12 protein-coding genes and 1 pseudogene are annotated in these 12,606 nt (G+C 51.5%); 9 read left to right on the plus strand and 4 right to left on the minus strand.

Translation table 11 applies throughout. The annotated features are described in order from the left end of the window. The first annotated feature begins 55 nt into the window (after positions 1–55). The gene (locus tag CDA56_RS27280; protein WP_049079826.1) at positions 56–1,423 is read left to right on the plus strand and encodes an L-serine ammonia-lyase; all 1,368 of its coding nucleotides are present in this window, start codon (positions 56–58) and stop codon (positions 1,421–1,423) included. 73 nt (positions 1,424–1,496) lie between these two features. Here the strand turns inward: CDA56_RS27280 and CDA56_RS27285 are convergent, their stop codons facing one another. Continuing rightward, positions 1,497–1,934 carry a helix-turn-helix domain-containing protein gene (locus CDA56_RS27285; RefSeq protein WP_038423436.1) on the minus strand — a complete coding sequence of 146 codons (438 nt, stop codon included), beginning with the start codon at positions 1,932–1,934 and terminating at the stop codon, positions 1,497–1,499. A 329-nt stretch (positions 1,935–2,263) separates the two neighbouring features. Here CDA56_RS27285 and CDA56_RS27290 point away from each other — a divergent pair, with 329 nt between their 5' ends. The 8 genes and pseudogenes from CDA56_RS27290 to CDA56_RS27330 all read left to right on the plus strand — a co-directional run bounded on the left by CDA56_RS27290 (position 2,264) and on the right by CDA56_RS27330 (position 9,834). Further along, positions 2,264–3,121 (plus strand): MurR/RpiR family transcriptional regulator, encoded by an 858-nt coding sequence (locus CDA56_RS27290; protein WP_049070604.1) that lies wholly within the window; start codon positions 2,264–2,266, stop codon positions 3,119–3,121. Between the two features lie 132 nt (positions 3,122–3,253). Next, complete coding sequence (locus CDA56_RS27295) at positions 3,254–4,597, plus strand: aspartate aminotransferase family protein (protein ID WP_014229371.1); 1,344 nt, start codon at positions 3,254–3,256, stop codon at positions 4,595–4,597. Further along, a pseudogene (locus CDA56_RS27300) lies at positions 4,594–5,144 on the plus strand (carboxymuconolactone decarboxylase family protein). Before CDA56_RS27295 ends, CDA56_RS27300 begins: the two are co-directional and overlap by 4 nt. Before the next feature lie 132 nt (positions 5,145–5,276). Beyond that, entirely contained in the window at positions 5,277–6,029 is a 753-nt protein-coding gene (gene glnH, locus CDA56_RS27305; protein WP_025106348.1) for a glutamine ABC transporter substrate-binding protein GlnH, read from the plus strand. Positions 6,030–6,081: 52 nt separating this feature from the next. Then, positions 6,082–6,738 (plus strand): glutamine ABC transporter permease GlnP, encoded by a 657-nt coding sequence (glnP, locus tag CDA56_RS27310; protein ID WP_025106349.1) that lies wholly within the window; start codon positions 6,082–6,084, stop codon positions 6,736–6,738. Between the two features lie 2 nt (positions 6,739–6,740). Further along, positions 6,741–7,463 (plus strand): glutamine ABC transporter ATP-binding protein GlnQ, encoded by a 723-nt coding sequence (gene glnQ / locus CDA56_RS27315; protein ID WP_025106350.1) that lies wholly within the window; start codon positions 6,741–6,743, stop codon positions 7,461–7,463. 19 nt (positions 7,464–7,482) lie between these two features. Next, a complete protein-coding gene (locus CDA56_RS27320) occupies positions 7,483–8,505 on the plus strand; it encodes an acyl-CoA--6-aminopenicillanic acid acyl-transferase (protein WP_025106351.1) in 1,023 nt (340 codons plus the stop codon). A gap of 546 nt (positions 8,506–9,051) precedes the next feature. Further along, entirely contained in the window at positions 9,052–9,834 is a 783-nt protein-coding gene (locus tag CDA56_RS27330) for a hypothetical protein (RefSeq protein ID WP_103814410.1), read from the plus strand. Between the two features lie 26 nt (positions 9,835–9,860). Here the strand turns inward: CDA56_RS27330 and CDA56_RS27335 are convergent, their stop codons facing one another. From CDA56_RS27335 to CDA56_RS27345, 3 genes are all read right to left on the minus strand, one after another. Next, positions 9,861–10,448, minus strand: coding sequence for a TetR/AcrR family transcriptional regulator (locus tag CDA56_RS27335; RefSeq protein WP_025106354.1), 588 nt, complete (start codon positions 10,446–10,448; stop codon positions 9,861–9,863). A 270-nt stretch (positions 10,449–10,718) separates the two neighbouring features. Then, positions 10,719–11,216, minus strand: a complete 498-nt coding sequence (locus tag CDA56_RS27340) for a lipocalin-like domain-containing protein (protein ID WP_196547451.1) — start codon at positions 11,214–11,216, stop codon at positions 10,719–10,721. A 135-nt stretch (positions 11,217–11,351) separates the two neighbouring features. Next, a complete protein-coding gene (locus tag CDA56_RS27345) occupies positions 11,352–12,533 on the minus strand; it encodes an MFS transporter (RefSeq protein ID WP_025106356.1) in 1,182 nt (393 codons plus the stop codon). Positions 12,534–12,606: the final 73 nt, after the last annotated feature.

Consider the following 12,606-nt stretch of genomic DNA (forward strand, 5'->3'; position numbering starts at 1 on the left):
CGCCGCCTGTCACCGGCGGCGCATCCGTTTTGCTATGTAACCGCGTGGGTGCCATATGATTAGCGTTTTCGATATTTTCAAAATCAGCATCGGGCCGTCCAGCTCACATACCGTTGGGCCGATGAAAGCGGGAAAACAGTTTGTTGATACCCTGCAGGAAAAAGGCCTGCTGCATAAAGTGACTCGGCTGGTGGTGGATGTGTATGGTTCCCTCTCATTGACGGGTAAAGGTCACCATACCGATATCGCCATTATTCTTGGTCTGTCAGGGTATCTACCGGATACCGTTGATATCGACGCCATTCCGGGCATTATTCGCGATGTCAACACCATGCATCGTCTGTTTATTGAAGAAGGCCAGCGCGAGATACAGTTCCCGGTGGCGGAATGCATGCGCTTTCACAATGAGTTTCTGCCGCTGCACGAAAACGGGATGAGCATTACGGCGTTTTGCGATGGCAAAATCGTCCACTTCCAGACTTACTATTCCATCGGCGGCGGTTTTATCGTTACGGAAGAAAACTTTGGTAAGAACCTGGAGGCGGAGGTTGATATTCCGTTCCCGTTCTATTCTGCCCGCAACCTGCTGGCGCACTGCCAGAACAACTGCCTGTCGATTTCCGCCGTGATGATGAAAAACGAGACCGCCCGCCACGGCCGGGAGAACGTTGAGCAAAATATGGCGAAAATCTGGGAGACCATGAGAAACGCCATTAACCGGGGGATGAATACGGAAGGTATTTTACCGGGGCCGCTGAAAGTGCCGCGCCGTGCTTCTGCGCTGCACCGCGTGCTGGCGCCGCAGAGCCAGTCGATTACGCCACTGAGCGCGATGGATTGGGTCAATATGTTCGCCATGGCGGTGGGGGAAGAGAACGCGTCGGGCGGGCGAGTGGTAACCGCGCCGACCAACGGCGCCTGCGGCATTGTCCCGGCGGTACTGGCCTATTACGATCGTTTTATCAAAGAGGTGACGCCGGAAATCTATATGCGCTATTTCCTGACGGCGGGCGCAATAGGCATTCTGTACAAGATGAACGCCTCCATTTCCGGGGCAGAGGTCGGTTGCCAGGGCGAAGTGGGCGTGGCCTGCTCGATGGCGTCTGCCGGACTGGCCGAGCTGCTGGGTGGCAGTCCGGAGAAGGTGTGCATCGCCGCGGAGATCGGCATGGAGCATAACCTCGGCCTGACCTGCGATCCGGTGGCCGGCCAGGTGCAGGTGCCGTGCATCGAGCGTAACGCGATTGCGGCAGTGAAGGCGATAAACTCGGCCAGTATGGCGATGTACCGTACCAGCGATCCGAAAGTCTCACTGGATAAAGTTATCGAAACGATGTTTGAGACGGGCAAAGATATGAACGCCAAGTACCGTGAAACCGCCCGGGGCGGTCTGGCGATTAAAGTCGCGGTGTGTGAATCCTGAGCCCCCTAAAAACCGCCTGCCTGAGCCGCAGGCGGTTTTCTCTTCCCAGGTCTTTAAAATCACCTGAATCCTGTTATTTTTTCTCGCCGTCGGACGGCGTAAAAGACCACACCACGCTGTTAGAAGCCGATGAGGTGTACCATTCGTTAATCGTGGCGTCAGCCTCGTTGGTCTGGGCAGCGGCGGGCAATTTCTCTTTTGGCTGATGCGTTTTTTTCCGAATACGGATACGGGAAGGGGTTCCGGCATTGAGCTGCGCCTTAAATGTACGCATGTGCGAGTCAAATAAAATCGACTCCAGCTGGTGCAGCCGATCGAGACCGCGCAAAATACCAATCAGCGTACTGAGGGTAACGGATTCGCCTAATTCAACGCGTTTAATGGTTGCCGCGCCGACCTGAGCGCGTTCGGCCAGCTCAATCTGTGACAGGCCCAGCTGTATACGCGTTTCTTTAATTCTTCGGCACAGTTCAGAAATAATTTCACTGTCGGGCATGGTACTGAAACGCATCTTAATTCCTCTACTGCGTAATAAAACCTGACTAATTATTTAGCAAGCCAATTTATAAATAAAGCGAATAATTTCTCTTTTGCGATAGCGGCGACAATGTTTTTTGCCAATGCCATCAAAGAGTTGGGTAGACGCTCGTTCCTGCAAATCCCGCGGTTTCAGGCGCCGAATAAAGAGACTTCGAATCAATAGCCTGGGGCGATACTCCGTGGCGCAGGGATGAGCCTCCGTCTCTGCCATAATGCAATTACGGCGAATTATGGTTATATATATCCTTTTCTGCGGCCCAGTTTCGCCGCAGCCACTCTTACGGATGATAACGATACGCCATGAATCTTCGTGAAAATATTGTGAGCCAATTCAGCCTGCTGTCGCCCGAACTCCAGCGCGCGGCGGAATTTTCCCTGCAAAATGCCAACCAACTGGTGGTGCAATCAATGCGCGCCTTCGCCGCGGAAGCCGGCGTTAAGCCTGCCACGCTGCTACGCCTGGCGCAGCGTCTGGGCTATAACGGTTGGCGGGAACTGAAAAGCGCATTTATCGACGATCTCGGCTTAGGAAATGATACATATGTATCTAAGGCTGAAAAATTGATCGCCAAAGGAACGCAGCCCGCGCTGTACGAAGAGGTGTTCCTCGCGCATCAGGCCAATCTGGCATTCACTCAGGCAGAGAATCAACACGCTATGCAGCAAGCGGTGACGTTGCTGGATGAAGCGAAGCAGGTTTATATTTGCGGTTTCCGCGCCAGCTTTCCTATCGCCTGGTCGTTGTTTTATGTCTATCGATTGTTCAATCGCCAGGTATCGCTGATTGACGGGCTGGCCAGTAATATCGAAGTCTTCACCCGTGAGATCAACGCGGAAGACTGCCTGCTATTGACCAGCTTTTCTCCCTATTCCCGCGAATCTCTCGACGTTCTCAATGCAGCCAGGCAGGCCGGGGCACGGATTATCGCCATCACCGACTCTCCGGTTTCGCCGCTGGCGCAAACGGCGGACTGCACGTTGCTTTTCTCCCTCAGCAGCCCCTCTTTTTTCCCTTCGATAGTGTCCGGTATGGGCGTCGCCGAGTGTTTGCTGGCGATGCTGGTTGCCCGCCACGGTAGGGAGGCGGTGAATAAAATTGAGAGCGCAGAACGTTATCTGCAACGCTCCGGGGCGTATGTGATGCCCGATAAATCCTGATAAATGATTCATTTGCTTTTATCATAAGAAAATTAAATACATTTGAATCATTATTGAATTGACGAGATTCAAATGGATCCTGCAAGATGCTTTCAACTTACGCGAAAGCGATTTCTAAAGCAGGATAAAAGCATGAGTCAAATCATTCACCGCAGCCTCCGTACCACCCCGGCAGTGGCAGTCAGTGCCCAGGGCGCTTACATCACCGATGCCAGTGGTCAACGCTATCTGGACGCCTGCGGCGGGGCGGCGGTTTCTTGTCTGGGTCATGCCCACCCGGATGTGCTGGCGGCGATGCACCGGCAGATCGATCGGTTGGCCTATGCCCACACCAGCTTTTTCACCAGCGATACGGTGGAACAACTGGCAGAGCAGCTTGTCCGCACCGCGCCCGGTTCCCTGAACTATGCCTATTTCGTCTCCGGCGGATCGGAAGCGGTTGAAACGGCGCTGAAGCTGGCGCGCCAGTATTTTGTGGAGATCGGGCAGCCGGATCGCACGCTATTTATTGCCCGTAAACAAAGCTACCACGGCAATACGCTGGGTGCGCTGGCCGTTGGCGGTAACGAGTGGCGCCGCCGCCAGTTCGCGCCGCTGCTGATGGATGTGGTGCGCGTGTCGGCCTGTAATGAGTACCGTGACCGTGAGGCGGGTGAAAGCCAGCAGCAATATACCGAGCGCTTACTTGGCGAACTCGAAGCGGCAATTCTGGACGCCGGGCCGGAAAAAATTATCGGTTTTATCGCCGAAACGGTGGTTGGCGCAACCACCGGCGCAATGCCGCCTACGCCGGGTTATCTGCAAGGCGTTCGTCGGCTGTGTGATAAATACGGCATTCTGTATATCGCCGATGAGGTGATGTGCGGCATGGGCCGTACCGGCACGTTGCACGCCTTTGAACAGGATGGCGTTGTCCCTGACATCGTGACCATCGCAAAAGGTTTAGGCGGGGGTTATCAGCCCATTGGCGCAGTGCTGGCCAGTGAGCAAATCGTCGCCGCGCTGCAAGCCGGTAGCGGAATGTTCCAGCATGGTCACACCTACATCTGCCACCCGACCGCCGCAGCGGCTGCGCTGGCCGTGCAGCAGGTTATCGAGCGAGATCGTTTGCTCGAGCAGGTGCAGCAGCAGGGCGCGTATTTGCAGCAGGCTCTGCATGATGTGCTCGGCGGATTACCGTATGTCGGTGATACGCGCGGTCGCGGTTTGTTCGCCGGCGTGGAGCTGGTATGCGATAAAGAGCGCAAAACGGCATTCGATCCGCTGCTGAAGCTGCACGCCGCTATCAAAGCGCAGTGTATGGCCCACGGGCTGCTGGTCTATCCGATGGGCGGAACCATTGATGGCCAGCGGGGCGATCATATTCTGATTGCGCCGCCGTTTATTGTCAGCCGGTCAGAACTCGATTTCGTGGTGGATACCCTGCACAAGGTCATCAGCGAAGAGACGCATAAACTGATGAGACGTCAGCCATGAATCGTTTACCTGCGCTGTCAGAACAGCAGTGGAGCGATGAACAACGCCAGCTTGCGGAGGAGATTATCAACGGGCCGCGCGGCGCGCTGCTGCCGCCGTTTGAACCGTTGTTGCGCAGCCCGGAACTGATGGCCCATGCGCAGCGAATGGGGGAGTATCTGCGCTACCGTAGCGCGCTGGGGCAGCGGTTGTCGGAACTGGCCATCCTGCTGACCGCGCGTCACTGGTCGCAGCCGGTTGAGTGGGCCATTCATGCGCCAATAGCGAGGGAAAAAGGGATCCCGGCGCAGGCGGTGCAGGCAATCAATGAATGGCGTCAACCAGAGACGCTGGCGGCTGATGAATGGGTGGTTTACCATTTTTGCCAGCAGCTGCATCAGCATAAAAAAGTCAGCGATGATATCTGGCAACAGGCAATCGGTCTCTGGGGGAAAAGGGCGTTGTCGATCTGATTGGCATCAACGGTTATTACAGCTTTCTTTCAATGATCATGAACGGCGCGCAGACGCCAGTACCCGACACCAGGGATTTTATTCTTCCCGCATAAATAATTCGCACGCCTTCATTTTTGTATCGCGTGCGAATGTAGGGATACTGTTTTTATTCTCAACGCCAATATCAGTTTTAGGGTATTGCGCGAAAACTCCTGTCTGCTGTCTTAATTACGCTGAGGATTATTATGTCTGCATTATTGAAAAAATTAAAGATTACCCTGGCACTGGTTGCCTGTTCGGCGAGTTTTGCCGTCATGGCACAAGATAAATTATTAGTCGGTGTGGATACCGCCTTCGTTCCCTTTGAATTTAAGCAAGGTAATAAATATGTTGGTTTTGATATCGATTTATGGGAAGCCATTGCAAAGAAAATGAATGTCAGCTACGAATTACGCCCTATGGATTTCGGCGGTTTAATTCCTGGGCTGCAATCGCGTAATTTAGATGTGGCAATGGCCGGGATCACCATTACCGATGCCCGCAAACAGGTCGTTGATTTCAGCGACGGTTACTACGATGCGGATCTCTTAATGGCGGTGAAGAGCGGTGATAATTCCATCACCAAATTCAGCGAGCTGGCCGGTAAAAAAGTGGGGCTGAAGCAGGGCACCGCCGCGGCCAGTTTTATGAAATCCAAATATAAAGCCAACTATGTCGAATTCCCCAATATTGATAACGCCTATCTCGACCTGCAGGCAGGCAACCTGGACGCGGTGGTTCACGACTCCCCGAACGTGCTCTACTACGTGAAAACCGCAGGTGGCGGTAAGGTAAAATCGACCGGGGAAACGGACAGCATTCTGCCGCAGAAATACGGTTTTGCCCTGCAGAAAAACAGCAGCCTGACGCCGAAGGTCGATGCCGCGTTAAACGCATTACGCGCGGATGGCACCTACGACAAGATTTATTTCAAATGGTTTAACAAGCAACCTAAATAATCCCCGCCGGGCCGGGTAACCCCGGCCAGAACCGAGAGTAATAGACCGCATTATGAATTTCGAAACGAAATATATATGGGAATCGCTGCCGCTATTATTACAGGGGCTGCAGCTGACAATATTGATCTCTATGGTCGGTTTGGCGGGCGGCTTTATCATCGGTCTGCTGGCAGGAATCTGTCGCGCACTGGGAGGCGGCATCGCGAAAACGTTATCATTAATTTTTGTCGAGCTGATTCGCGGTACGCCAATTATGGTACAGGTGATGTTTATCTATTTTGCCTTGCCAATGATTCTGCCTGTTCGTATCGACCCCATCACGGCCGCGATGGTCACCATTATTATTAACTCCGGCGCGTATATTGCGGAAATTACGCGCGGCGCAATTTTGTCCATCAATAGAGGATTTAAAGAAGCCAGTCTGGCGATGGGATTATCGCAGCGCGCAACGCTATGGCACGTGATTATGCCGCTGGCCCTGCGCCGCATGATCCCGGCGTTGGGCAACCAGTGGATTATCAGCATTAAAGACACCTCGCTGTTCATTGTTATAGGCGTCGCGGAATTAACGCGCCAGGGGCAGGAGATCATCGCCGGGAACTTCCGTGCCCTTGAGGTCTGGACAGCGGTAGCCCTGATTTATCTTGTCGTCACCCTGTGCCTGAGCTTCCTGCTGAAGCAACTGGAGAAAAGGATCCATATTTTATGAGCATGGTTGAATTTAGCGCGGTCGCTAAACATTTCGGTACCACCCAGGTGCTGCACGATATCAATCTGAAAATTGATGCCGGTGAAGTGGTCGTGATTATCGGTCCTTCAGGTTCAGGTAAATCGACGCTGCTGCGTTGTATCAACAAGCTGGAAGAGATCTCCTCCGGCACCTTGCTGGTTGCCGGAATGCACCTGACCGATCCTCACGTCAACGAGTGCGAAATCCGCCGCGAAGCGGGGATGGTATTCCAGCAGTTTCATCTGTTTCCGCATCTGACGGCGCTGGAAAATGTGATGTTTGGGCCTATCCGCGTACGCAAAATGAGTCAAGCGGCAGCCCGTGAACAGGCGCTGGCGCTGCTGGAACGTGTCGGCCTGGGCGAACGGGCCGAGCACTATCCGTCGGAGCTTTCAGGCGGCCAGCAGCAGCGCGTGGCTATCGCCCGCGCGCTGGCGGTGAAACCGAAAATGATGCTGTTTGATGAGCCAACCTCTGCGCTCGATCCGGAGTTGCGCCATGAAGTATTAAAAGTGATGCGTTCACTGGCGGATGAAGGGATGACCATGATTATAGTGACGCACGAGATTGGCTTTGCACGCGATGTGGCCTCTCGATTGATTTTTATCGATGGTGGAACCATTGCTGAAGATGGCCCACCTGATATCCTGCTGAATGCCAGTAGCAATCCGCGCCTGAAAGAATTTTTACAGCACGTTTCCTGAACATAAGTGAATCCATCACATGAAGAAAATCGACATCAGTGGTTCCCCGTTTGAGATTGGCCTGCGCCTTGGCGAGCTTGGCCGTGAAGCATGGCATCAGAAACTGATGCTCACGTCATTGTGGCAAACGGTGATGACCCTGCAGGCATCCCCTGAGACCCGGTTAATGCGCACCGAGGTGCAGCGGCATTATCCGCTCATCTGGCAGGAGCTGGAGGGGTTGGCGCAGGGGCTGGAGGCTACTGTTGATCAGGTCTTTGCCTGGAACTGCCGTGGCGATCTGGTGCGCTCAACGTCGGATGGCTGTACGACGGTGGCCGGGGTAAACGCCGCTGGCGAGCGGATTATCGCGCACAATGAAGACGGTTTTCCTCAGTTACGGGATGAATGCTTGCTGGCTACCATTACCCCGAGTCGCGGACTGAGCTTTACGAGTTTTGCCTATCCGGGGTCGATTTGCGGCCACACCTTTGCGGTAAATGAAAAAGGTATCGTTAACACGGTGAATAACATCCGTGCAGTGCATCGTCCGCAGGGATTACCGCGTCAGATCCTGGCTCGCGCCTCGCTGAATGCGAACACCCTCGACGAGGCCATCACTATACTTACCGGCCAGCCGCGATCCGGGGCGTTTCACCATACGCTCGGGCAGCTGGGCGATGCGCGGCTGTTCAGCGTTGAGGCCACCGGTCAAGGCTGTTCCGTTCTACCCCTGACGACGGTAACCGGGCATGCCAACCATCTGGTGCATGCGGCACTGGCTGGCGTTGAGCAGATCGTTACCGACAGTTCAGCGTCGCGGCAGTTACGCCTCGTGCAGTGGCGGGAAACGCAACCTCCGTTTGACGCCGCGGCGGCAAAAACCATTCTCTCAGATACCCATGACGCAGAACTGCCAATTTACCGGCTGGCTGCCGACGATCCGGATGAGGAGAACACCCTCGCAACGGTAGTTTTCACCCTCGATGCCAACCACGTCAGGTGGCAAATTTTCGACATTAACCGCGACGATGCTAAATTTCAGGGAGAAGTGCGTGGGTGAGATAGCAGGTCGTCAGTCATAAAGGGCAGGGTAGTACCGTTGGCCCGGCGTTCGATAGTACCGTCCGGATACTGCCAGATATCTGCGTCCAGGGAGATGTCCTGAAGCGCGGTGTCCGGAATATTCAGGTTTGCGTCTCTATACGATTCGGGCCATCGCCGTTTCTCATCTGCCTCGTGCGCGCCGAAGCATACTCTCACGGACATACTACGAAAAACAAAATGTCTTGTTCAGTTAAGTATGGCTTTCAGGACATCGCCTGTTAATTAGCCCTTATACCTTAGTTGATGATTTCAAGGTTACTGCTGTTTCTGCTTTTTTATCCTTTCGTATGTCGCCTGCATCTCACTAAAAAATTTATACAACTTTGTCAGAGTTACACATTTTTACGTATTAACTTTTTTTTTGCTGAGCTTAAAAACGCTTGACAAAATCAACGCCAAAGTTAAATTTGAGCGAGTGCTCTAATTTTATGTCATGTATTTAGAATGGTAAAAATGGTTCTTAATGATTTACAAAACACTCTATAACAAGGGGAATAGCGTAATGCCACTTTTTTTCCAGGAAACTCAGTTGAAGAGAGCAAATATGATTACCCTTGCTCTGGCTTTTACTTTCTCTATTTTTTCCGCACCAACCTCAGCAAATGCCTCACCATCAAAAACTTATCGTATCGCTATTTATAGGGGAGATGCCGGGTGCGCGGGGTGTTCAGAAATGGTGGTGAAATCGCTCGTCGGTACTGGCCTGCCGCTGAACATCGCTTATGTGGGTGAAAAAGAAACGCTGAAAGTGAATGAGCAAACGCTTAAAAAATTCGATATCTACATTCAACCCGGCGGCGGTCAGGATATAGCCGGTTCTTATGACGTCATTGGTGATGATGGCGCTGAGGCTATCCGTCAATTTGTGAAAAGCGGCAAAGATTTTAATGGCATTTGCATGGGGGCGTATCTTGCCGATAAAGACTGGATTGGGCTCATTGATGCTCCCCTTGAGTCAGAAGTGGGAAGACCTGGTTCACGCGCCTATGATGAGGGGGATTACACCTTGCAAGTGAAATGGAATAATAAACAGGAACCTTTTTACTATCAGGATGGCCCCTATCTGAATAACACAACCTCAAATGCTGGGTTCCAGGCGATAGCGTATTACGACAATGGGGATGTCGCTATCGCCAGATATAAATATGGGGAAGGGCATGTCATATTATCAGGCCCTCACCCTGAAGCCGATGAAACATGGATAGATGCCCGAGTTGCGGGTAACACCACCGCGGAAAGTAAAATGAAACGCATTTTAAGCTATCTGGGCATAAACAAGCGCTAATTTCTACTGCGGGTTTTTCATGCGCTTCAGAAGGATTTACCAAGGATTTTAAAAGAAATCTCATATATTTCATTAAGAAAAGCGGTTCTTTTTTCTTTTGAATAATCGAGGATCAGCATACTCGAGTATCCATCTATTAATGCATTTATTTGTCTGGCGGATACCGAAGCGTTTATCGAGGAAAACTCGCCCTCATTAATTCCGGAGTCGATGATTTCTTCGAGTATATTGATCCATTGGAGTGATTGATTATGGACCAAATTAGCATAATCACCGTCGCGCGCGGCCATCGGCCAGAGTTCAAGGTAGAGCAGCCAGTGCGCTGATGGCGCATCAGGTAACAGCGTTTTGATATACAGCCTGACCCTGTCAGTTGGGCTCATACTTTCCGAGGCATTAAACGTTGCATGACATTCCTCGATGTCATTATCAAACATATATTTTATGGCCGATTTTTTTAATGCTTCCCAGTTACTATAATAATGATAGATGTGGCTCCTTGAAATATTAAGCTTTTGTGTAAGATCGCGGGTGGAGACATTGTTGAATCCTTTTTCTCTAAAAAGCTGCAGAGCGGCTATCTTTATTAGTTCCGAAAAATTTGTTGCTTTCAAAATTTAACCTTCATAGTGCGTAAAATTATCGTGTCGCAGAAAACGCTCTATCATTGCTCTGCACCTAATCAACAGCCAAATTTACTACACAGTCATGGCCAGAGGCAATGACTGGGTTTTACACAGGACGGTGAACGTTACCATCATGGCGTGGCGGTTTCTTACATCTGCGATTGCTCCCTGAACGATTTCCGAGAGGCGTTCGTAGGTAGAGCAGGGAAGCCAGCCGGGTCAGCGCGGCACAAACCGGCGCACCGTTATGCCATTATACTATCTGTAGCGCTCGTAGGTCACACGCCAGCCTTCACCTTTATCGACAGGCGACAGTTCAAGTTTATTTCCTGTTAAATGAAAAGCGCGCTCCATTTTTTGACCAATTAATCCACTGGCAAGTGCAGAATTCACCGTTAAGATGAAACGCCCGGCAACATCGTCAATTTTAATATCACCATAAAGTGCTTCATAACCGTTTACCGTATAGGCGGAGTCAGGTACTGTTTTGTCCGGATTGCTTGCTTGCGCAGACAAGGTTCCGGCATCGGTGATAATAAGTTGTCCGGTGTAAGGTATCTCTTTCAATTCTTCACCAGTCCCGGTTTCAAATTTGACCATTTTCCACGCGCCAATCAGGGCGGACTGGTTGCTGTCTTTCCCTGATAAGGCACCTTTCTCTGTACAAACCGGCTGGACATTATTGCCATTGGCCATGACGGGTATAACCCGGGTGGCCATAAAAAGAATGACCGCAACCTTGATGTAAAAACGCATATATATTCTCCATTGTTTTATGATTAGAAATCTGAACGGCTGATTATAGGATTTTGATTCCTGTGACCTTTTGAAGATAGCTGAATAGCTTATCCTGATAAGCGATATGACTAATTCTCCTTGTAGCTGATGCGATCATTCGGCTTCGTCCCGAATGGGGTGTGGGAATGCATATTCACTGTTGATTTTTACAATCAGAAAACTGACCAGGGCCAGTATCAGAATGACCCAAGGCAAACCATTGACGCCGGGTCCCTGAAGGATAATTCCTCCGGTAATCCCCCCCAGGGCAATCGCCGCATTCCAGCTCACCACCGTCATGGAGATCGCTACATCAGCACCATCTTCCGCCGCATCGGCAAGTGCGGTATTCAACAGCGTTGCAGCACCACCAAATGTCACACCCCATACAGCGCTACCTACAATAAGAATGGCGGGTGTATAAGAGAACAGCCCCAGGAATAATGAGACGATAGAAAATATAGCCAGCGATGCCAGTACCATTTTACGTAACTGGCTATCAATTATTTTTCCGGTAAAGATAAGACCCGCGAGAGCGGACAGGCCAAAAATTAATAAAATACCGTCAACATGGGCCCCCATACCTGATAATGACGAAAACGGTGCGATATAGGTGTAAAGGATATTGTGTGCAAGCATCCAGGTCAGTACGACCGCGAGGACCGGCCTGACCCCGGGGGTCGCCAGTACTTTCCTGAACGGTATTTTTTGATGTTTTTGCTGCCCCGCAGAGTCCGGAACGCTGATACGGATCCATATCATTAGTAACAGCGAAAGTACTGACATAATACCGAACGTCAGGCGCCAGCCAAGATAATGCCCAAGCCAGGTTCCCAGCGGAACGCCTAGTGAGAGCGCCAGCGGTGTCCCAGCCATGGCTATCGCCATAGCCCGACCCTGATGAAGCGGGTCAACAATTCGGCGTGAAAACCCCGCCAGCAGGCTCCACGCCAGTCCCGCAGCCGCCCCGGCCCCCAAACGCGCTAACAGGGTCAGGTAAACATTTGATGAAAGTGCGGTAATGGTATTAAAAATGAAGCATCCCGCTACGGTCATTAATAAGACATATTTCCGATTCCACGACCGGGTAACGATAGTTAACGGAATAGCGGCAAATAATGACCCGAGGGCGTAGACGGTGACCCACTGGCCTGCGCTAGCCAGCGAAATATTCATTCCCTTACTGATTTCTGGCAATAATCCTGCTGGAATAGTTTCCGTCATGATGCAAATAAATCCGGTCATCGCAAAAGCCATTAATGGCATATAGGGAAATGTGTCTTTCATTTTCTGCATTCTGCAATACCGTTAATGATTAATTAAGCCTGCCAGGTGCGCAGGCTTAGCGCCTAATGGAGTAGGTTGTTAG

Source organism: Klebsiella michiganensis (assembly GCF_002925905.1).
Taxonomy (GTDB): Bacteria; Pseudomonadota; Gammaproteobacteria; order Enterobacterales; family Enterobacteriaceae; genus Klebsiella; species Klebsiella michiganensis.